18 protein-coding genes and 1 pseudogene are annotated in these 21,067 nt (G+C 71.3%); 8 read left to right on the top strand and 11 right to left on the bottom strand.

The window, feature by feature from the left end; all coding sequences use genetic code 11:
• Window positions 1-116: 116 nt before the first annotated feature.
• From ACWEN0_RS21560 to ACWEN0_RS21570, 3 genes are read right to left on the bottom strand one after another with little or no spacing between them, the layout of a single operon-like run.
• Window positions 117-818, bottom strand: coding sequence for a VOC family protein (locus ACWEN0_RS21560; protein ID WP_451976047.1), 702 nt, complete (start codon window positions 816-818; stop codon window positions 117-119).
• Window positions 818-1,390, bottom strand: coding sequence for a hypothetical protein (locus ACWEN0_RS21565; RefSeq protein ID WP_451976050.1), 573 nt, complete (start codon window positions 1,388-1,390; stop codon window positions 818-820). The genes ACWEN0_RS21560 and ACWEN0_RS21565 overlap by 1 nt, the downstream gene beginning before the upstream one ends.
• A 32-nt stretch (window positions 1,391-1,422) precedes the next feature.
• Window positions 1,423-2,043 carry a class I SAM-dependent methyltransferase gene (locus ACWEN0_RS21570; RefSeq protein WP_451976053.1) on the bottom strand — a complete coding sequence of 207 codons (621 nt, stop codon included), beginning with the start codon at window positions 2,041-2,043 and terminating at the stop codon, window positions 1,423-1,425.
• 94 nt (window positions 2,044-2,137) lie between these two features.
• Between ACWEN0_RS21570 and ACWEN0_RS21575 the strand changes: the two genes are divergently transcribed.
• The gene (locus ACWEN0_RS21575) at window positions 2,138-2,557 is read left to right on the top strand and encodes a MarR family winged helix-turn-helix transcriptional regulator (RefSeq protein ID WP_451976056.1); all 420 of its coding nucleotides are present in this window, start codon (window positions 2,138-2,140) and stop codon (window positions 2,555-2,557) included.
• Window positions 2,558-2,632: 75 nt separating this feature from the next.
• Entirely contained in the window at window positions 2,633-6,301 is a 3,669-nt protein-coding gene (locus tag ACWEN0_RS21580) for a S8 family serine peptidase (protein ID WP_451976059.1), read from the top strand.
• On the opposite strand, the gene ACWEN0_RS21585 is transcribed toward ACWEN0_RS21580, so the two are convergent.
• Window positions 6,298-7,317, bottom strand: a complete 1,020-nt coding sequence (locus tag ACWEN0_RS21585) for a LuxR C-terminal-related transcriptional regulator (protein WP_451976062.1) — start codon at window positions 7,315-7,317, stop codon at window positions 6,298-6,300. The genes ACWEN0_RS21580 and ACWEN0_RS21585 overlap by 4 nt on opposite strands.
• 203 nt (window positions 7,318-7,520) lie before the next feature.
• Here ACWEN0_RS21585 and ACWEN0_RS21590 point away from each other — a divergent pair, with 203 nt between their 5' ends.
• A complete protein-coding gene (locus tag ACWEN0_RS21590; RefSeq protein ID WP_451976065.1) occupies window positions 7,521-9,968 on the top strand; it encodes a glycoside hydrolase family 3 N-terminal domain-containing protein in 2,448 nt (815 codons plus the stop codon).
• Window positions 9,969-10,094: 126 nt separating this feature from the next.
• Here the strand turns inward: ACWEN0_RS21590 and ACWEN0_RS21595 are convergent, their stop codons facing one another.
• Window positions 10,095-11,402, bottom strand: a complete 1,308-nt coding sequence (locus tag ACWEN0_RS21595; RefSeq protein ID WP_451976068.1) for a GNAT family N-acetyltransferase — start codon at window positions 11,400-11,402, stop codon at window positions 10,095-10,097.
• Window positions 11,399-12,892, bottom strand: a complete 1,494-nt coding sequence (locus ACWEN0_RS21600; protein ID WP_451976071.1) for a hypothetical protein — start codon at window positions 12,890-12,892, stop codon at window positions 11,399-11,401. Before ACWEN0_RS21600 ends, ACWEN0_RS21595 begins: the two co-directional genes overlap by 4 nt.
• 399 nt (window positions 12,893-13,291) lie before the next feature.
• On the opposite strand from ACWEN0_RS21600, the gene ACWEN0_RS21605 reads away from it, so the two are divergent.
• Window positions 13,292-13,735, top strand: coding sequence for a hypothetical protein (locus tag ACWEN0_RS21605; protein WP_451976074.1), 444 nt, complete (start codon window positions 13,292-13,294; stop codon window positions 13,733-13,735).
• Here ACWEN0_RS21605 and ACWEN0_RS21610 read toward each other — a convergent pair.
• Window positions 13,719-14,075: a bleomycin resistance protein gene (locus ACWEN0_RS21610; protein WP_451976077.1), complete on the bottom strand. Its 357-nt coding sequence runs from the start codon at window positions 14,073-14,075 to the stop codon at window positions 13,719-13,721. The genes ACWEN0_RS21605 and ACWEN0_RS21610 overlap by 17 nt on opposite strands.
• A 58-nt stretch (window positions 14,076-14,133) precedes the next feature.
• Here ACWEN0_RS21610 and ACWEN0_RS21615 point away from each other — a divergent pair.
• Window positions 14,134-14,355 (top strand): annotated as a pseudogene (locus tag ACWEN0_RS21615) (IS1634 family transposase); the annotation flags it as partial.
• Between the two features lie 116 nt (window positions 14,356-14,471).
• On the opposite strand, the gene ACWEN0_RS21620 reads toward ACWEN0_RS21615, so the two are convergent.
• Both ACWEN0_RS21620 and ACWEN0_RS21625 read right to left on the bottom strand, forming a co-directional pair.
• Entirely contained in the window at window positions 14,472-15,146 is a 675-nt protein-coding gene (locus tag ACWEN0_RS21620; protein ID WP_451976079.1) for a hypothetical protein, read from the bottom strand.
• A 157-nt stretch (window positions 15,147-15,303) separates the two neighbouring features.
• Entirely contained in the window at window positions 15,304-15,969 is a 666-nt protein-coding gene (locus ACWEN0_RS21625) for an SDR family NAD(P)-dependent oxidoreductase (RefSeq protein WP_451976082.1), read from the bottom strand.
• 101 nt (window positions 15,970-16,070) lie between these two features.
• Between ACWEN0_RS21625 and ACWEN0_RS21630 the strand changes: the two genes are divergently transcribed.
• Both ACWEN0_RS21630 and ACWEN0_RS21635 read left to right on the top strand, forming a co-directional pair.
• Window positions 16,071-16,682: a TetR/AcrR family transcriptional regulator gene (locus tag ACWEN0_RS21630; RefSeq protein ID WP_451976085.1), complete on the top strand. Its 612-nt coding sequence runs from the start codon at window positions 16,071-16,073 to the stop codon at window positions 16,680-16,682.
• A 56-nt stretch (window positions 16,683-16,738) separates the two neighbouring features.
• Window positions 16,739-18,277, top strand: a complete 1,539-nt coding sequence (locus ACWEN0_RS21635; protein ID WP_451976088.1) for an MFS transporter — start codon at window positions 16,739-16,741, stop codon at window positions 18,275-18,277.
• A 19-nt stretch (window positions 18,278-18,296) separates the two neighbouring features.
• On the opposite strand, the gene ACWEN0_RS21640 is transcribed toward ACWEN0_RS21635, so the two are convergent.
• Window positions 18,297-19,148: a helix-turn-helix domain-containing protein gene (locus ACWEN0_RS21640; protein WP_451976091.1), complete on the bottom strand. Its 852-nt coding sequence runs from the start codon at window positions 19,146-19,148 to the stop codon at window positions 18,297-18,299.
• Between the two features lie 120 nt (window positions 19,149-19,268).
• Here ACWEN0_RS21640 and ACWEN0_RS21645 point away from each other — a divergent pair, with 120 nt between their 5' ends.
• Window positions 19,269-20,162 carry an alpha/beta hydrolase gene (locus ACWEN0_RS21645; RefSeq protein ID WP_451976093.1) on the top strand — a complete coding sequence of 298 codons (894 nt, stop codon included), beginning with the start codon at window positions 19,269-19,271 and terminating at the stop codon, window positions 20,160-20,162.
• Here the strand turns inward: ACWEN0_RS21645 and ACWEN0_RS21650 are convergent, their stop codons facing one another.
• Window positions 20,163-21,065, bottom strand: coding sequence for a LysR family transcriptional regulator (locus tag ACWEN0_RS21650; RefSeq protein WP_451976096.1), 903 nt, complete (start codon window positions 21,063-21,065; stop codon window positions 20,163-20,165). It lies immediately after the preceding gene.
• Window positions 21,066-21,067 lie beyond the last annotated feature (2 nt).

The raw sequence follows: 21,067 nt of genomic DNA on the forward strand, positions 1-21,067 counted from the left end.
GAAACCCCGGCGACGAAAGCCGGGGGAGGGCCGGGAACCGGCCGTCGTCGACCGGCTCGTGGCAGGTGCGGATGTTCGGCATCACCGGGGGTACGTCCGAAACGACGCGGCGGCGGTCACCCCGGCTGAGGTGATCGCACGCAGAACTCCGTGCCGTCCGGATCCGCCAGTACGACAGTGCCGTCGTCGTGAGCCTCGAGGCGCGTAGCGCCGAGGGAGATCAGCGTGTCGACCGCCGCCTGCTGGTCGCCGTCCGTGGGGAGTAGCTCGAAGCGCTGCCGGTCCTGTGACGCGGGCGGGCCGTCCCACGTGTCCCAGGCGATTTTCGTTCCGCCGTGCGGTGATTGGATCGCGGTCTGCTCGCCGTGGTCCCACACCAGGGGCCAGTCCAGGGCCTTGCTCCAGAACAGGCCGGTCTCGCGGCTGCCGGCGCAGGTGAGTTCGCCGAGCGGGCCGCACCCGGCGAGATAGGCGTTGCCGGGCTCGATCACGCAGAACTCGTAGCCCGCCGGATCGGCCAGGACGACGTGCGTCTCTTCGGGCCGCTGCCCGACGTCGACGTGGCGGCCGCCGAGCTGGACCGCCGTGGCTACCGTGTGCCGCTGGTCGGCGCCGATCAGGTGCAGGTGCATCCGGTTCGCGCCGGGCCGGCCGGCGCGGCCTGGCACGAACCGCAGGCCGAGCTGGGTATCCCCGCCGGGCAGCAGCAGACCGCCGTTGTCCTCGACGACCTCCCGGCCGAGCAGGGCGGCCCAGAAGCGTGCCGCTTCACCCGCGTCGTCGGCCTCGAACGTCACCGCCAGCAGTCGCAAAGGCATCACCGGACCGTAGACACCGCCCCAGGAGGCGGCAAGTGATGCCCGTGAGCGGGCTGGGTCGCGGGAAGAGTCGAACGCAATCGTCGCGCGAGTGCTTGCACGACACGCGCGGGCAGCCCCAAAGTCGGCATCGATTGCAGCTCTGCCTCGAATTCGAGATCGACCTCTCCGCAGCCGCAATCCAGATATTCCTCCGCGGCGAAGCACCGGTTCGCCAGGTCCGAGTCGAAGTCCGGGGACGCGAACCGGGCCAGGAGGCGAATCATCGGCGCACTGACCTCAGCCGGCCGGGCGCGGAGGTCGTCCGCCATCAACCGGGCGACGAGATCCGTCGACTCGTCTTCACCGGGAACCAGGATTTCGTGCCGCGCGCACACGGCGTCCGCCAACGGGGCGGTGTCCCACCCGTTCGCCCGACGGTTCAACCCGGCCAGTTCGGCGATCTCGGGATCTTCGTTGCCTTCCAGCAGCAGGCTGACCGCGACATCCGGCCAGTCGCCCGGCTGCAGGCAACCGCGGGATTCGGCCGCCCTCGCCACCAAGAGCGCGGTTCGCGTCGAAGCGTCGTCCACCCCGCGACTCTAGCTTCCGCTCGTCGGCGCGATCAGGACAAATGCGCCGACAGCAGCCAGGCCGGGGCCGACTTGCGGCCGTTGCCCTCCTCCCGGACGTCGCTGCCGGCGAACGCCGCGAAGTCCGGGAAGTTCTCGGCGACGTTGGCGTGGATGCGGGCCGGCCGGATGTCGTCGATCGTCCAGTACGCGCCCACCACCTCCCGCAGTTCCGCCGCGGAGACCGGGTTGACCTTGTCCGAGGGCACGGTCGCGCTGTCGAAGACCAGCACGAAGTAGGACGCGCCGGGCGCCGCCGCGCGCACGATCGATTCCTGGTACCCCCGGCGCAGTTCGAGCGGCATCGAGTGGAACAACGTGCTGTCCACAATGGTGCCGAACCGGCCGTCGTAGCCGGTGAACGTGCTGATGTCGGCGACCGCGAAGGCGGCGTTGGGCAAGCCGCGGCGGGTGGCTTCCGCGCGGGCCAGCTCGATCGCCGTCGGCGACTGGTCCAGACCGACCGTCGTGAAGCCCAGCTCGGCGAGGCGGAGCGACGTCGCGCCCTCGCCGCAGCCGGCGTCGAGGACCTCGCCGTGGAACACGTCGATGAGCGCGGCGATCTCGGGTTGCGGTTCGCCGATGCTCCAGGGCGGACGGAAGCCCACCCCCATCTCGGGAGCTTGGCCACGGTAGGCGGATTCGAACAACGGTGAGTTCATGCACCCCAGAGTGTCAACTGGGTTGATATATGTCAACATGGTTGACATGGACAGCTTCCGGGACGAGCCGCTCGGCTACCTGCTGCACCGCGTCACCGCGGCCCTGCGCGCCGAGGTGGCCGCCACCGTGCTCGGGCCCGCGGACCTGGCGGCGCCCGCGTACCTCTGCCTGCGGATGCTGGCGCGGTCGCCCAAGTCCAACGCCGAGCTGGCCCGCGAAGCCCAGGTGTCACCGCAGGCGATGAACAAGGTGGTGCGCGAGCTGCAGGACCGCGGCCTGGTGACGCGCCCCGCCACGGTGCCGTCCGGGAGGGCGTTGCCCGCCACGCTGACGCGCGAGGGCATGACCGTGCTCGCGCGCCTCGATCCCGAGGTCGCCGAGGCCGAGGACCGGGTCCTCGCCGGGCTCGACGACCACGGCCGGCACGAGCTCCGGCGGCTCCTCGTGGCGGCGTTCCCCCGCTGACGAAGATGCGACGTGTCGTGATTCGGACGCGCCGGCCCTAGTGACGGCCGACGGCGCCGGCGCGAGCCTGGTGCGATGCACTGGAGATCATCTGTTCTGGTCCTGGCCTGCGTCGGCGCCCTCGCCGCGGGCACCACCGGGGTCGCGGACGCCGCCCCGAAAGCCGCACCCGCGGGCGTCGAACGGCACTCGGTCACCCTGCTCACCGGCGACGTCGTCCAGGTCGAACGGCAGCCCGGCGGCAAGCAGGCCGCCACCGTCCAGCCCGCGCCGGGCCGGGAGAAGATCCGGTTCCACCAGCAGGAGGTCGACGGCCACCTCAGCGTCTTCCCCGAGGACGTCACCCCTCGGCTGGGCGCGAAGCAGGTCGACAAGACCCTCTTCGACGTCACCGAGCTGATCGCCGAGGGCTACGCCGACGAGCAGTCGGCGACCCTCCCGCTGATCCTCACCTACCGCCAGGGCACGGACCTCCGGAAAACCACCGCCCAAGCCGACCTCGGTGCGACCCTGACCAGCGTCAACGGCCGCTCGGCACGGGCCAGCAAGGCGAACGCCGCCGCGTTCTGGGCCTCGTCGGGGAACGTCGAGCGGATCTCCCTGGACCGCAGGGTCCGCGTCTCCCTCGACCGCAGCGTCCCGCAGATCGGCGCCCCCGAGGCGTGGGCCGCGGGCTTCGACGGCACCGGCACCACGGTCGCCGTGCTCGACACCGGCTACGACCCCACCCACCCCGACCTGGCCGGGCGGGTGAGCGAGGCGGTCAACTTCACGACCAGCCCCGACACCACCGATCACTTCGGCCACGGCACGCACGTCGCCTCGACGATCGCGGGCTCCGGCGCCGCCTCGGGCGGGCGGCTCAAGGGCGCGGCGCCGGGCGCGAAACTGCTCGTCGGCAAGGTGCTCGACGACGACGGCTTCGGGTACGAGTCCTGGGTCCTCGCCGGGATGGAATGGGCGGCGCACTCCGGCGCCAAGGCGGTCAACATGAGCCTCGGCGGCGGCCCGACCGACGGCACCGACGCACTCAGCGTCGGCCTCGACGCACTGAGCGAACAGACCGGCACGCTCTTCGTCGTGGCCGCGGGCAACGACGGCGAACAGGGCGCCTACACGGTCGGCTCGCCGGGCACCGCCGCCGCCGCGCTGACCGTCGGCGCGGTCGGCCGGGACGAGGGCCTGGCGTCGTTCTCCAGCCGCGGCCCGCGGCTGGGCGACAACGCCGTCAAGCCCGACATCACCGCGCCCGGCGTCGGCATCGTCGCCGCCCGCGCCGCGGGAACGGCCATGGGCGACGTCGTCGACGACCACTACACCGCCGCCTCCGGCACCTCGATGGCGACACCGCACGTCGCGGGCGCGGTGGCGATCCTCGCCCAGCAGCACCCGGACTGGAAGGGCAGCCAGCTCAAGGACGCACTCGCGAGCACTTCCCTGACAGCCAACGGGCTTTCGGTGTTCGAGCAGGGTGGCGGCCGGGTCGACGTGGCGCGCGCGGTGAAGCAGAAGGTCTTCGGCACCGGCACGCTCGACCTCGGCGCGGTCGAGAACGCCAAGGCGCCGGTGGCCAAAGAGGTCACCTACACCAACATCGGCACCACGCCGGTCTCGCTGAAGCTCGTGCTGGACGCCAGGTCCCTCGGCGGTGTCCCCGCCGGGGACGGGATCCGGCTCGACAAGTCCACTGTGGACGTTCCGGCCGGTGGCCGGGCGAGCGTCACGATCACCGGCGACCCGGCGAAGCTGGCCGCGGGCACCTATAGCGGACGGCTCACCGCGACGGCCGAGGGGGTGGTGGTGCACACCGCGCTCGGCGCGGACAAGACCGCGCCCAAGCACAAGGTCACCCTCACCGCCCTCGACCTGCAGGGCAAGCCGACCATGGCGCCGTGGTTGCTGATGTACGGCGAGGACTACCGCTACGACGTCAACACCTGGCTGGGCGGTGGCAGCCTGACCGTCGAGGTCGGCGACGGCGTGTACTACCTGACCGCCCAGGTCGACGGCACGGAGGACGGGCTCACCGCCTTCCAGGTCGTCCTGCCCGAAATCCGGGTCACCGGCGACACGACCGTCGTGCTGGACGCCCGCAAGGCGGTCAAGGTGGACATCCAGACCCCGCAGCCGTCCGAACAGGCCGGGATCTGGAGCTATTACACCTACCGGGAGCTCGGCCCGCGCCGGATCGCGAACTACGCCATGCAGTTCGACTACACCCGGGAACTCCGCGTCACCCCGACGCCGAAGGTGACCACCGGGGCCTTCGAGTTCGGCTCCCGCTGGTCGAGGATCGCGCCGCCGTTGACGGTGAACGTCCTGGGCAGCCGGGACCCGCTCACGAACCGCTACCTCGCCGGGTCGCCCAAGCTCGACGGCTGGCGGCTGCTGCAGGCCGTCTCCGCGGGGCAGGGCAAACCGGCGGACTTCAAGAACGTGCGCGGAAAGGCCGCGATCGTCGACCCGGACCCGGCCGACTACAACCGCGACGACGTCTCCCGCGCCGCCGCGGCCGCCGGGGCGGCGATCGTCTTCATCGTCGTGCCGGACGGCTGGGGCACCGCCTCGGTGCCGTCGATCAGCGCGGCGCCGTTCCTGACGATCCCGACCGTCCAGCTCGACCGGGACGAAGGGCTCGCCCTGCTCGCCAAGATCAAGCGGTTCCCGACGTTCCTGAGCCTGCAGGGGGTCGCGGTCAGCCCGTACCTCTACGACGTGGTGCAGACCGAGCGCGACCGGATCCCGGACAAGCCCGTCCACAAGGTCACCGCGGCGAACACCGCGACCGTCACCACGCACTACCGCCAGACCGGCAGCGGCGGCGAGGCGAAGGAGCAGCGGTTCGCCTGGAAGCCGTGGCAGGACTTCGCCGTCAACGAGTACCAGCGGTACGTGACGACGCCGTCGACCCGGCAGGAGTACGTCAGCTCCGGGGACACCCTGTGGCAGCACCGGGTCAAGCACGGCCTGATCTGGGACGAGATGTCCCCGCTCCAGGGCGGCATGACTGCGGCGCCGCGCACCTACACGGGCAAGGAGAACGTCACCGAGGACTGGTTCGCGCCGGTCGTCCGTCCGGCCGTCCCGCGGGGCGTGCCGGGCATGGACTCGACCCGTGAGGGCGACAAGCTCCAGATCAGGATCCCGGAGTTCGTCGACAGCCAGGCCGGGCACTACGGCTTCAACGAAGGCGACGACCAGGCCGGGCCGGCCGTCACGGCGGCGAAGCTGTTCCGCGACGGCAAGCTCGTGTCGGAACAGCCGTACGCGTTCGGCACCTTCCCGGCCGGCGCGGACCCGGCGACCTACCGGCTCGACCTGTCGGTGCGGCGGGATTCGCCGGAGTGGCTGTTCGGCACCAGCACGCAGACGTCGTGGACGTTCCACTCGGCACGGTCGGCGGCCCCGGCGCTGCTCCCGTTGCTGCAGCTGGACTACGCGGTCGACGCGGACGCCGGGAACCGGCTCCCGGCCGGCCGCCGGGCCAAGATCGGCCTGACCACCCGGTTCCAGGACGGCATGGCCACACCGGACGTGCGTTCGGTGCAGGCCTGGGCGTCCTACGACGACGGCAAGACCTGGCGCGCGGCCGACGTCAAGCGCACCGGGAAGTCCTACGAGGCCACGATCGACCACCCGGCGCTCGGGGCCACGAACTCCTACGTCGCGTTGCGGGTGCAGGCCACCGACACCGCGGGCAACGCCGTCGACCAGACGGTGCTGCGGGCGTACGGGCTCAGCTAGCGGACGGGCTCCGGGCGCCTCCCGCCGTCACGCGGCAGGAGGTGCCCGGGGCTCGGCTCGTCCAGCCAGCCGAGCTTGCTGGCCTGCCAGGCCAGCTGCATCCGGGTCCGGGCGTCGACCCGGCGCATCAGGTCCTGCAGGCGCCGCTGGACGGTCCGGTAGCTGACGTTGAGCTGGGTCGCGATCGACTTGTCGCTGACCCCGCCGATGAGCAGGGACAACAGCCGCCGCTCGTCGGGATCGAGGTGGGGAGTGGGCGCGGTGTCGCCGATCCGCAGCGGCGACGCGCGTTCCCAGTAGACCTCGAACAACGCGACCAAGGCGGACAGCAGGCTGCTCTCCCGGACGAGCGCGGCGGTGGGCTCGCCCGTGCTGTCGTGGCTGACCAGCGGGCACAGCGCCACCTTGCGGTCGGAGATGGCCAGGCGCACCGGCAGCTTCGGGATCGAGCGGGCGATCTCGCCGCCCTCGATCCCCTCCAGGACGTTGACGATCCGGCCGGGCTCCTCGAGCAGGCCGGTCTCGTAGATCACGCGGTACTGCACGCCGCGGGCCTGCGCCAGCGCCTCTTCGACGTTCTCCGACGCCGCCATCGCGACGTTGCCCTCCAGGCAGAACCACAGGGACTCTTCGCGCGCGCCGCGCTGGATGGCGAGGGCCTGCCGCCGGATCGCATCCACCCCGGTGATGACCTCGACGAGCTGCGCGGAGTCCCGGCGCCGCGCGCTGCCGCGGTACTCCTCGGCGAGCTGGGACACCGCGGCCCGCGCGGCCTCCAGCTTCTCCTGGCCGTGCACCAGCAGCGGCCCGAGGGAGACATCCGGCGGCGCGGACACGTAGTGCCCCTCGGTCCGGTTGACGAGCCCCTTGGCCAGCAGGACGTCGAGGATCGGCTCCACCTCGCCGAGGCCCACGCCGATCTTGCCCGCGATCTCGTCGGGCGCGGTCCGGTACCCGCCGACGACCACGCGGTAGACGCGTTCTTCCTCGGGAGTCATGCCCAGCGCTTCCAGCACCCTGCCTCCTAGCCACGCGGCCAAAGTTCTCCATCGGCGTCGACGGCTCGTCGACAACGTACAACGGGGACGACTCTTACTTAAAGGTGTGGACAAATGGGCGCCAGGCCGCCGTTCGGCGCTTTACAGCCCGGCGGAAGGTGCCTACGGTGCGCTCGCATCCACGCGGCCGGTCCGTGCCGACCACGGCTGAAGGAGGTCTGGTGTTCCGCAGAAACAGACGCAGTACCCGCGCCACCGTCACGGTGCTCGCGGCAGCGATCTCACTCACGGTATCCGCGTTCACCGCCAGTAGCAGCGCCGCCATCGACCCGGGCGCCACGCCCTGGCTGGACACCCATCGCCCGGTGCCGGCGAGGGTGGAGGCGCTGCTGCACGCGATGACGCTGCCCGAGAAAGTCGGCCAGATGGACCAGCAGCTGGTCACCACGCTGACCGACCCGAACGGCACGACGTGCGGGAACAACGGATTCAACCTCCCGAATCCCGACTGCATGCGCAAAATCCTGGTCGACGCCAACGTCGGTTCGATTCTCGCGGGCGGCACCGAGAACCCGGTCGACACCACGGGCAAGGGCGGCGTCGGCAACACCGGCTACGACTGGGCCACCGAGTACAACATCATCCAGCAGTACGCGATCAAGAACTCGCGCCTGCACCTGCCGGTGGTGTTCGGCGTCGACGCGGTGCACGGCTTCGGCCACCCGTGGCAGGCGCCGCTGTTCCCGCAGTCCCTCGGCATGGGCGCGACCTGGGACCCCGCGCTCGCCCAGGCCGGCGGCAAGGCGACCGCGGACGCGCTGCGCGCCACCGGCTGGAACTGGGACTTCGCCCCGGTCCAGGACCTCGCGCGCGACAACCGGTGGGGCCGCACCTACGAGACGTGGGCCGAGCAACCGGCCCTGGCCGGCGCGATGGGGGCCGCGAACATCAAGGGCATGCAGACGCCCGGCAAGCGGGGTGAACTGAACGTCAGCGCGACGGTCAAGCACTTCGCCGGCTACTCGCAGTCGGTCAACGGCCACGACCGGGTCGAGGCGCTGCTCCCCATGAACTACCTCCAGACGACGATCCTGCCGTCCTACGCGGCCGGGGTCGACGCGGGCGCCGGGACCGTCATGGTCGACTCCGGTTCGATCAACGGCGTGCCCGCCACCGCGTCGCACTACCTGCTGACCGACGTCCTGCGCGACCAGCTGCACTTCCCGGGTGTCGTGATCAGCGACTACCAGGACGTCACCGCGTTGCAGACCGCCTACCACATCGCGGCGGACCTCCCGGGGGCCATCGCCGCCGCCGTGAACGCGGGCGTCGACATGAGCATGCAGGTCTTCGACGCGGCCGGGTGGCAGACCGCCATCCTGCAGGACGTGGACACGGGCAAGATCTCGCGCGCGCGGATCGACCAGGCCGTGCGCCGCATCCTGACGCTGAAGTTCCAGCTCGGCCTGTTCGACCAGCCGTGCGTGGCCGACCCGGCGAAACCGTGCGTCGACCCGAACGCCGCCAACGCCGCTGTCACCGCGGGCCGTGACCAGACGCTGAAGGCCGCGCGGGAGTCGGTCACGTTGCTGCGCAACGAGAACAACGCGCTGCCGTTGCCGGCGGGCGCGAAGGTCGTGGTGACCGGCCCGAGCGCGGACTCGATGACCAACCAGCTCGGCGGCTGGAGCGTCAGCTGGCAGGGCGTCGCCGGTGCCGGGCACGTGTGCTGCATGGGCCCGGACAACCAGATTCCGCCGGGCACCACCGTGCTGGGCGGCATCCGGGCCGCGAACCCGGCCGCGGTCTACGCGCCGGACCAGGCCAGCGCCGTCGCGGCCGCGGCGGACACCAGCGCCTACGTGGCGGTGGTGGGGGAGAAGGCCTACGCGGAAGGGCTGGGCGACAACCCGGCGCCCGCGCTGGCGCCCGACCAGCAGGCCCTCATCTCGGCACTGGAGGCGACCGGCAAACCGGTGATCGTCGTGGTCGTCGCGGGCCGGCCGGTCGGGCTGGGCCCGGCGGAGAAGGCGAACGCGGTGCTGATGGCCTACCAGGGCAGCACGGAAGCCGGCACGGCCGTGGCGGACGTGCTGTTCGGCAAGACGAACCCGGCGGGCAAGCTGCCGATCAGCTGGCCGTCCGACGCGCCGGCGGTCGGCGGTGACTTCGCCGGGACGGCCCCGTCCCCGCTGGGGGACCAGCCGAAGTTCTTCGACCAGCTGCCGGGCACGGCGTCCGGGGCGGGCAACGCGTACAACCCGCAGTTCCCGTTCGGGTACGGCCTGTCGTACACGACGTTCACCCACACGAACCTGGCGGTGACACCGAAGATCGCGCGCGACGGCACAGCCACGGCGACGTTCACGGTCACCAACACCGGAACCCGGGCCGGCACCGACATCGTGCCGGTGTACGTGGCCCAGCCGGTGAGCCCGGTGGTCGTCCCGCCCCAACGGCTGGTCGGCTTCGCACGGGTGACGCTCGACCCGGGCCGCTCCCAGGTCGTGCGCGTGTCCTTCCCGGCGGCGGCGCTGGCGGAAAGCGCACCGGACATCAACGCGTCCGGCCCGCCCGCCGTGGTGCCGGGCAGTTATGTGCTGCAGCTGGACAAGAACGGCACGACACCGTACGCGGTGGACGTGTCGGCGCCGTTCCTGATCCAGTAGCACCGGGTCGGGTGCGGGGCGGCGCCGGTGCGTCGCCCCGCACCACCGGCTCGGGCTCGTTCCGGCCGGTAGGCCAAACCCGATTGCCTCCAGAGTCCGTCATGTCCGAGAGCTCTGACCGCTCCTTCAGGGCCGGTGAACCGATTCGCCCGGGTGAATTCCGTAGACGACTTCCCTGATTTCCCGAACAGCGACCTCCACTTCGGACTCCGCCGGGAGCGTCGGTGGATAGTGCCGGCCGATCGGCTTGTACATCAGCGTGGCGGGCAGTTCGTCGCCGGTTCGGGACGGGACGGTGTACCGGACCGGTAGCTCGACGAAGCCGACGGCCCGGAGCGGGGCCCGGTCGGTCTTCGGCGCCGCTTCGACGTACCAGCCCCGGGTGGCCGGGCGGTCGGCGAGCAGCTGGAGCTCCACCTGGGCGATCATCGGGCGCAGGGCGCCGATGCCGCGCAGGTCGCCGGTGAACAGCCCGTAGCCGCCGAAGCCGGCGGTGGTCAGGGTGAAGAACGTGACCAGGCCGGCGACCGCTGAACCGGGTGTGCGGCGCAGTGCCCAGAAATGCCGGGGGACCGGGTATTTTCTGGTGAACTCCGACTCGGGGATGCCGTATTCCGTGGTGCCGAAGGCACCGCGGTAGAGGTCCATGGTGGCGGCCCAGTCGGGGTCCGCCGGCGCGGTCAGCGGCCGCACGTGCGGGATCGGATGTCCCACGTAGCGCGCGAGGGAGAACGTTCCGACGGACGCGAGCGTGGCCAGGTGGGCCGCGAGCGCCTTGAACTCCGGGCAGTGCTCCGGGTCCGCCACGCGCATGGCCCAGCGGAGGTAGTCGGCCACGGCCGAGCACACGGTCCGCGGCGTGCAGGGCTTGCCGAACGTCTTGCAGATGAGCAGCAGGTTGGTGACCGGTTCCTGGGTTTCGGACAGGGCCGGCTGGACGTAGGGCAGGTCCAGACCGCGGAAGCCCCACCGGTCCCAGATCAGCGCGCGGTCGGCCGGGTCGATGTTGTCCGGCGTCCCGGTCGGGACGAAGGGGTCGTTGATCTCGGCGAACACATGGGCGAGCGGGGTGCCGGTCGCCGACACGGCATCCGCGTCGAGGACGCGTTCGGTCTCGGCGAGGAGGGCCCGTCCCACGCCCGCGTTGCGGATCGTGGGGACCACCATCAGGAATTCGATCATGCCCGCGTTGGGCCCGGCGAAGTAGTCCAGGACCGAGCAGCCGACCGTGACACCGTTCCTCGACGCGAGAATGATGTGGTAGTTGTTGTGCCCGTACCAACCCCGCTCGCGCAGCCGCAGGTACTCGATCATGTTGGCCAGCGATTCCCGCTCGTCGGGGTCGGGGAACTCGGCGGCGTAGTGGTCCCGGTAGAACGCCGTGAGCGTCGCGATGTCCGCGTCGGTGGCGGTGAGGTCGTGGAAGTGGATCACCCGACCAGCACCTCCGGGTGCCGCCGGTCGGTCGGGTCGGGTTTCGTGCTGCTTTGGTCCTTCTGGTAGCCGGCCACGGTGTTCGGGAGCTTGCAGGCCGCGTGCGCGACGCGGGCCTTGCCGCTGAGCGCGGTGCGCATCCGGGCGCGCCGGCCCTCGGCGTCCAGCCGCGTCAGCCAGGACTCGGTGAACAGCAGCTCGCGCATGGATTCACCGGGCGGGGCCGGGTACCTGATCGGCTCACCACAGCCGCATTCGTCGATCGCGCAGGCAAAGCTCAGGACCAGCTCGGGATGATCGCGCAGGATCGACTCCAGGGAGGTTTGCACCTTGGTGGCCAGCTGCCGCTTGAGCATCAGGTAGGTGGCGTCGTCGGCCACGTTGCCGTGCTCGAAGAACGTCAACATGTTCTTCCACGGTTCGCTGTGCCTCGGTCGCCCATCGGTGTCGCAGAGGACGACGATCACCCAGATGTAGGCCGAGTAGTAGATGCTGTCCGCCTCACTCGGTGCGCTGATCGGGCCGCTCGCCTCCAGCACGAGCTGGTTGTGTCCGGCGCGCAGCACCTCGGTCTGAGCGCTGCACAGCTTCAGGTGGTCGACCGCGGCCGCCGTCTTGATCACCCCGGTCACCTGCCAGCCTTCGGCGAGGACCACGTGCCCGCCGCGGGCCGACCGAGGCGGAGGAGGTTCGTCGGCGCTTTGCACGGCGAGCGCAATGGAGTTGCTCTCGTCTCCGTAGCCGAGTTGCATGAGTTTGTGCCCGCCCCAGCGCCGGCACGTGCCGAACGGGATGCTCGGACCCCAGGTCAGCCAGCACGTGAACAGAAAAGCCTGAAACCTGGGGAGGTCGCCGAGACTGTCGTCCAGTTCGTCGACGGTCGCGCGGTGGCCTTCGATGAGCCGGGGCCAATCTTCGTCGTACTTTCCCAGTAGCCCGGACAGCAACTGCAAGGGCGCCACGAAGGCCTCCAGCACGTGCACCTCGGCCACGAAGACTTCCGGGTTGGGGTCGATCTTCGCGTTTTCCGCGAGCCGGACCCGAAAATAGCCCAGAATTTCGTCCTGAACGTCCGAAATGGCAAAGCAGGTATCCACGACTATCTTGTTCTTGTCGGACTTCTTCATCAGGTTGTCGGCCAGCAAACCGATCTTGCGACGCCACTCTCGGAGCGATTTGCGGTAGGTCTGCACGTCCAGCCGGAAATCGGACCGGTGCCGGTACTCCCAGCGGTCCGGTCGTAGTGGTCGAGGGTGCAGCAATTCGGCCTCGACGCGCATGCACGCCGCCCGGTAGAGCTCCGTGCGTGATCGGCCGTAGCTGAGGAATGTCAGCACCATCCAGGTCGCCCGGACCAGTCGGGTGAGCTTGAACCTTCGGTGGATCGTGCGGTTGAGCAGCCGGATCGTGGGTTTGAGGTAGGCCAGGAAGACGAACAGACCCGCGAGTGTGGGCAACCCGACCTCGTACAGCGTGTTGACGATCTCCATTTGTTCTCCACAACCTACGAGCCTGCTCGGAGCGCGCGTGCGGCGGGCAGGCCGGGTTTGGTCTGCTCACGCCGAGGCATCGTGCTGACTATGCCTGCCGTTACAAATGCGCGAACGGATAACAGGGCATTAACGCGGTTCGGGAAATGGTGACCCTGCGGGCAGGTGGCGTTACGCGGTTCCTGACTTGGCTCAAGATCGCTGTTCTTGGGTAGGGGATCGAGCGGATATCCGACGCGTGGTGCGAGCTGATGGCCCGGCTCGGCTACCGGCGGTTCGGCGCCCAGGGCAGCGACTGGGGCACCAGCATCGGTCAACGGCAACCCGATCGGGTTGCCGGCATCCATCTCATGCCGCCGCTCGCACCGCCCGATCCGGCCACGTTGGACGTCCTCACCGGTGCCGAGCGGGCGGCGCTCGCGACATTGCGGGAGGGGCTCCGGATGCTCGGCGCAGCAGTCGACCCGGCCGCAGACGGTCGGCTACGGGCTGGTCGACTCGCCGGCCGCCCTCTGCGCCTGGATCGTCGAGAAGTCCTGGTCGTGGACCGACTCCGGTGGCGACCTGCATCGGGTTATTACCCGGGATGAGCTGCTCGACAACCTGATGCTCTACTGGCTGCCCGGCACCGGTGCCTCATCCACCCGGCTGTACTGGGAAAGCCTCCGGCAGGTCGACGAATGGATCTCCGCGTCGGCCGGCGCGCCGGTTCCCGAACATCCGGTACTGGAACGAGCCCGGCAAGGGCGGCCACTTCGCGGCGTTCGAGCAGCCGGCGTTGTTCGCCGACGAGGTCCGGTCATTCTTCCGGCTGGTCCGCTGATGGTCACCCGTTCTCGGTGAGCGGCTGGCTGAAGATCAACAAGTGCCCATCGGGTGTCCGTACGGTGAAGTCGCGCATCCCGTAGGGCCGGTCAGCCAGTGGTTCGACGATGTCGGCGCCGCGGGCGCGCAGCTCGTCGTGGCAGGAATCGACGTCGTCGACGATAACCGTCACCCTGGCCGGGCTGACGCTGCTTTCGGCGTACAGGTGGAACTCGGCGGTGTCGCGGATCACGGCCGCGTAGCTAGGCGGGGTCTCCCAGGTGAATATGGTGTCGAATCCGAGCGCGTCCGTGAAGTACGACCGCGCTGCCTGCACATCTCGGCACGGCAGCACGGGAATCGCCACCCGCATGACCATTCCGTCACCTTACCTGGCTTTGGCTCAAGATCGCTGATCTTGGGTAGGGTGCTGGCTGATGAGCTGCGGTTTCGTCGTGTGCACGGTGAAGACGGCGTCGGGGGCCAGGGCGGTGCAGATCGTGCACTCCTCGCGTCGCGGGTCGCGGGACATCGAGCACATCGGCTCGGCGCATGACGATGCGGCGTTGGAGGCACTCAAGGCGGTGGCGAGGCAGCGGCCGGCGAGCACATCCTCACCGCCGTCGACCCGCTACCCGACGACCTCCGCGATGCTCTCACCCGCATCCACGACCGCGGTGCACACTAATTTGAGCCAAGTCAGGTTACCAATGCGCGAACGGATAACAGGGCATTGACGCGGTTCGGGAAATGGTGACCCTGCGGGCAGGTGGCGTTACGCGGTTGACGGACGGACGGGGATTTCGGTGTCGAGCACGGTCGTGCCGGTGGGGTCGGTGGCCAGCAGGGTCAGCCGTCCGAAGTCCGCCGGGGGTGCCGGAAACCAGTGCATTCGCTGCCGGTCGAGGTGGTCGCCCGATTCGGCCGAGCCACCGGTTCGGCGGTATGCGGTACCCGGCGCGTCGCGTAGGTCCCAGGTGAGGTCGGCCAAGGGCGAGCCGGCGGGCGCCCGGGCCGGTCGTCCGGTGGCCTGCCCGCGGCGTTGGCGTTTCACCCATTCCAGGTGCTCGCGCGCGGCCTGCGCCCGTCTGTCGCGGTGTTCCGGGCCGGGGTTCGTGTAGAGGTCGACCACGATCCGGTCGCTCCACAGCTCCGCCGAGATCAGCGTGACGGGCCGGCCGTCGAGTTGTCCGAGTTGCCGCGGTCCCGCCAGCACGCCCTGCAACGTCGGTGGGGCGGGCGGCTTGACCGGCGCCGCGCCTGCCCGCACGGCCGCGAAGGCGCCCGTGGACGCCGAAGACGATGCCGAGGCCGACATCGACCGGACTTCCGGCCCGATCCCTGCTTCCTCGAGAGCGGCGAGCGCGGCTCGTTCCTGCTCGTCGGTGAGCACCCCGGTGTCGCCGAGCGCCTCGACCTGCGCCGCGAGCCGGCTTCCCAGCAGGCGCAACGGATCCACGGAAACGGTGCCGACGGGCTGAGCACGGCTCACCCCGGCCACGGCCGGGCGAAAGACCCGCGCCAACCACTCTTCCCCGGACAGCATCACGGACCCATTTTATCCGGCGCGCTCGGGTGTCGCTGCTGCCTGCAAGGCCGGGCGGCCGCTACCAGGGCACGGTTTCGCCGTTCCGGTCGAGGAACTGCAGGCCGGGTGCACCGGCCTGGGCTTCGAGGACGTCGACGACGGCCGGGATGCTCTCTTCGGGGGCCAGCGGCGCGTCGAGGCCGCCCAGCTGGGTGCGGTTGTGGCCGGGGTCGATGAGCAGCTTGGTGTGCCCGTCGCCGGCGTGCCGGGTCGCGTAGCTGCGCATCAGCTGGTTGAGCGCGGCCTTGCTGGCCTTGTAGAGCTCGAAACCGTCTTCGGTGTTCCGGGTGATGCTGCCCTGCTCGGACGACATGACCGCGACGGTCCCGCCGGGCACCACGAGGTCGCGCAGCGCCTCGAGGACGCGCAGCGGGCTCAGTGCGTTGGTGACCATCACCTCGGTGAACATCGCGGTCGGGACGTCGCCGATCGGCAGGTTCCCGCGGTCGATCGCGGCGTTGACGAACAGCAGGTCGAGCCGGCGGCCGGCGAGACGCTCGCGGAGCGCGGCCAGTTCGTCCTGGCTCGTCATCTCGAGGGTCTCGGCCTCCACGGCGCCGGTCAGCTCTTCGCCGGGACGTCGGGTCGTGGCGATGACGTGCCAGTCGCGCTTCGCGAGTTCGCCGGCGAGGACGAGCCCGAGACCGCGGGAAGCGCCGATGACGAGGGCTTGACGGTGGGACACGGTGACTCCTTCGTGGTCGACGACCGCGAGATTAGACGAGACGTTGCGTCTAGACAAGACGGTGCGTCTCGGCAAATGCCGCGCCGGGTATCGTGACGCGCATGCCCGACAGCTCTCCGCCGCCCCGGACGCGCTCCGGCAACCGGCGTGACGAAGCCGCGCGCCTGGCCGTGCTGCACGCCGCGGACGACCTGCTCGCCGAACACGGCTTCGCCGCGCTGACCGTCGAAGCGATCGCGCGCGGCGCCGGCGTCGCCAAGCAGACGATCTACCGCTGGTGGCCGTCCAAGGTCGAGATCCTCCTCGACACGCTCATCGAAGACAGCGCCAAGCAGGTGCCCGTCCCGGTGGACAAGCCCACGGCGGACGGCCTCCGCGGCTACCTGAGGGCGTTCGCGCGGTTCCTCACCCGCGACCCGGCGGGCCAGGTCTACCTGGCGCTCCTCGCGCAGGCGCAGCACGATCCCGCCGCCGCGAAGAGCTTTCAGGAGCGCTACCTCGGGCCGCGCCGCGAGCAGGAACGCGCCCTGCTCGCCGCCGCGATCGACGCCGGGGAGGTCTCGCCGCGCCTCGGCCTCGACGCGACGCTGGACGCGCTCGTCGGCCCGATCGTCTACGCGGTCCTGACCGGCGCGGGCGTTCCCCGGGGCATGGTGAGCGCCCTGGTCGAGGACGTGCTCAAGCCGGGGAACCGAGACAGGCCCCGCCGGTGAGTCTCGGTATCCGAACGTAGCGTCGGAGGGGAGACCTGCGACGAGGAGCGAGGTGCATGCGGGCAGACCTCGAACCCGCCGGCGTGGCCGTGCCGACCCCGGGCCGCCGCGCGTGGACGGTGGGCGTGATGTGCACGGCCGTCGGCCTGGTGATCGCCATGGTGACGATCGTGAACGCGGCCCTGCCCGCGCTGGCCGGCGACACCGGCGCGAGCCAGGCCGAGCAGACCTGGATCGTCGACGTCTACACGCTGGTGCTCGCGGCCCTGGTGCTGCCGGCCGGCGCGCTGGGGGACCGGTTCGGCCGCCGCGGGGTGCTCGTCGCCGGGCTGCTGGTGTTCGCGCTCGGCTGCGCCGCGCCGGTGTTCCTCGAGACGTCCGCGTGGCTGGTCGTGGCCCGGGCCGTCACCGGGCTCGGCGCCGCGATGATCATGCCCGCGACGCTGTCGATCATCAACGCGAGCTTCCCGCCGGAACGGCGTGGCCGCGCCATCGGCATCTGGGCGGCGGTGGCCGGCATCGGCGGACTGGGCGGGCTCGTGCTCGCCGGGGTGCTGCTGCAGCACTTTTCGTGGCATTCGGTGTTCCTCGGGCCCGCGGTGTTCTCGGTGGTTCTCGTCGTCGCGAGCCTGACCGTGCCGACGTCGCGGGACCCGCGTCCCCAGCGGTTCGACGTCATGGGAGCGGTGCTCGGCGCCCTGGCGATCGGCGGGGTGGTGTTCGGGATCCTGCGCGTCGCCGACCGTGGCTGGGGCGACGGCGTCGTGCTCGGGTCCATCGCGGCCGGGCTGGTGCTCGGCGTCTTGTTCGTCGGGTACGAGCTGCGGCGCGCGGCCCCGCTGCTGGACGTGCGGCTGTTCGGCAACGCGGCTTTCGCGGCCGGTTCGGTGTCGGTGACCGTGCAGTTCACCGCGGCGTTCGGGATGTTCTACGCGCTGGCGCAGTACCTGCAGCTGGTGCAGGGGTATTCGGCGCTGAAGTCCGGGCTGGCGTTGTGGCCGGTCGCGGTTTCGCTGTTCCCGCTGGCGCTGGCCTCGGCGCCGCTGGTCCGCCGGTTCGGCCTGCGGGCGGTGACGTGCGGCGGGCTCGCGGTGATCGGCGCCGGGATGATCCTCATCGGACAGTTGACTGTGGACAGTGGTTATGTCGCTTTGGCGGTCGCGGTGTGCGTCCTGGGCGGCGGCATCGGCGTGACGGCCCCGGCGGCGACGAGCGCGATCCTCGACAACGTGGCGCCGTCGCAGTACGGCGTGGCGTCGGCGGTCAACGACGCGACCCGCGAAGTCGGTGCGGCGCTGGGGATCGCGCTGGTCGGCAGTGTGCTCTCGGCCGCCTACACGGACTCGGTCCGCTCGGCCGTCTCGGCGCTGCCGCCACCCGCCCGCGACGCGGCGGAAGGTTCGCTGGCGGGCGCGCTGGCCGTCGCCGGCGGACAGCCGGGCTCACCGCTGGTGGCGTCCGCGCGGGCGGCTTTCGCGCACGGCATGGGGATCGGCATGCTGGCGCTGGCGGCGGTGGTGGCGGCGGGCATCCTCGCGACGGCGGTCCTCGTCCGCCGGCGGAACACGCCGGAACCGGACTCGTCGGCCGGCTGACCGGCCACTCCGGCGGACCTCACCCGGTGACCGGCTCGGCGGTCCACGAAGCCAGGATCCGCAACGCTTCGTGGGCCGGTGAGCCCGGCTCGGCCGTCAACACCATGAGCCGCTGGCCGCTGCCGTCCGGGCTTTCCCACATGTCGCAGTCCAGCGTCAGCTCGCCGACCACGGGGTGGCGGTAGTGCTTGACGCCGTAGCCCGCGCTCGTCACCCGGTGCGCCGCCCACCAGCCGCGGAACTCCGGGTGGTGCACGGACAGCTCGCCGACGAGGTCCGCCAGCTCCGGGGCGTCCGGGTCGCGCGCGGCCTCCAGGTGCAACGAGGCCACCGCCGTGCGGGCCGCCTCTTCCCAGTCCACGTGGAGGGCGCGGATCGCCGGGTCCGCGAACAGCAGGTACACGTAGTTGCGCCGGTGGGCCGGGTAGCGGGCGAAGTCGGTGAACAACGCCGCCGCCGCGGAGTTCCACGCGACGACGTCGAGGCGGTGGCCGAGCACCATCGCGGGCGTCTCGGCGAGCTGGTCGAGGAGCCGTTTCACGGCCGGGCGCGGCTTTTCCGCCGAGCGGCGCCGCGGACGGCGGAACGGCTTGGCCGCCAGTTCGTGCACATAGGACTGTTCGTCGTCGCTCAGCCGGAGGGCGCGGGCGAGCGTCGCCAGCACGGCCGACGACGCCTGGACGCGGCCTTGTTCGAGCCGCGTCAGGTAGTCGACGCTGATCGCGGCGAGCTGCGCCACCTCTTCCCGGCGCAGCCCGGCGACGCGCCGTTGCGAGGCAGGCTCAGGCAGGCCGACGTCCTGCGGGCTCAACCGGGCTCGGCGGGCTTTGAGGAAGGCGCCGAGCTCCTTCGGCTGTCCGGTGGGCTCCATGGGGTCGATTGTCCCCGGGATCCGCCGCCCGTGGGTGGGCAGGATCCTTCCCCCGAAGACGGCGTCCCGGGCGAAGACCCGCCTCTTACGCGCCGGCGTCGCCGGGATGAACCTGGACGCATGCCAGAGAACGTGACTTTCCCCAGCGCCGGCCTCGAGCTCGCCGGCCACCTGTACCTGCCCGAGCAGGCCGGGCCTCGCCCGGCGATCGTCGTCGGGCACCCGGCCGGCGGCGTCAAGGAGCAAGCCGCCGGCCTGTACGCCCGCCTCCTCGCGGAACGCGGGTTCGTGACCCTCGCCTTCGACGCCGCCTTCCAGGGCGAGAGCGAAGGCCTGCCCCGCGGCCTCGAGGACCCGGCGCACCGGGTCGAGGACCTCAAGGCCGCCGTGTCCTTCCTGATCACCCGGCCCGAAGTGGACGCCGAGCGCGTCGGCGCCCTCGGCATCTGCGCGTCGGGCGGCTACGTGCTCCCCGCCGCGGCGACCGACCACCGGATCAAGGCGGTCGCGACGGTCAGCGCCGCCGACATCGGCCGCATGTTCCGCGAAGGCGCCGACGGCACCCAGGATCCCGCGATCGTCCAGGGGATGCTGGACGTGGCGGCCGCGGCCCGGACCGCGGAGGCGCGCGGCGAGAAGATGGGCTCGTTCCCGATCTTCCCGCCGACCGCCGAGGAGGCGCGGGCCGCGGGCGGGCAGCACGGCTTCGAGGGCTTCGAGTACTACCGCACCGAGCGCGCCCACCACCCGCGCTCGGCCGCGGAGTTCACTGCCGACAGTCTCGACCGGATCGTCGCCTTCGACGCCGCCCGCTTCATCGGGCTCATCGCGCCGCGGCCGCTGCTGATGATCGCCGGCACCGAGGCCGTCACGAAGCACATGACGACCGAGGCCTTCGCGAACGCCGCCGAGCCGAAGCGGCTGCGGTGGATCGAGGGTGCGACGCACGTGGACCTGTACGACCGCCGGGTGGCGGCGGTCGTCGACGAGCTGGCCGGGTTCTTCGGCGCGTGATCAGCCGGGCAGCCGGGCCGCCTGCTCGCGGAGGGCGTCGACCAGTGCGGCCGCGCCCGCCGAGCGGTCCGGCCGGGTGACGACGACCGCCGACCGGCCGCGCCACGCCGGGTCCTCGACGGAGACGACCTCGACCCCGGCCGGCACGGACGCGGCCGCCACGCCCGGCAGCAGAGCGATGCCCAGCCCCGCCGCCACCATGCCCAGGCGGGTCGTCCAGCTGCGGACCGCGTGGCCGACGCGGGGTTCCTCGAGGGTCGGCCAGGCGCCGAACTGGGGTTCACCGCGGCCGCCGCGCCCGACGATCCACGTCTCGTCCCGCAGGTCGGCGACGCCGGCGTGGCCGCGGCGGGCGAGCCGGTGCCCGGCCGGGACGGCGACCCGCAGGTCGTCCTCGGTCAGGACGTCCTGGTGGAGGCCGTCGAGGTCGTAGCCGGGCAGCCCGTCGCCGACGCCGATCACGACGACTTCGGTGCGTCCGCCGCGCAGCCGGGCGAGCAACGCCGGTGTCGCGCCTTCGTCGAGCGTGACGACCAACCCGGGGTGGCGGGTGCGCAGGACGGCCAGCGCGCGGGGGACCAGGACCGCCGCCGCGGCCGGGAACACACCGATCGAGAGCCGGCCGGCCAGCCGGTCGCGCAGCCCCGCCAGCTCCTGCTCGGCCGTGTCGACCACGGCGAGCGCCGTCGTGGCGTGCCGGACCAGGAGCGCGCCGGCCGGGCTCGGCCGCACCCCGCGGGCGTGCCGCTCGAACAACGCCGTGCCGGCCGCGGCCTCCATCATCGCCACCTGCCGCGAGACGGCGGACTGGGTGTAACCGAGCGCCGCGGCCGCCGCGGTGAACGAGCCCGTGGCCGCCACCTCGCGGAGCACGCGCAGGCCGACCAGCGTCACCTCTGCCACAG

Source organism: Amycolatopsis sp. NPDC004378, from assembly GCF_053602455.1.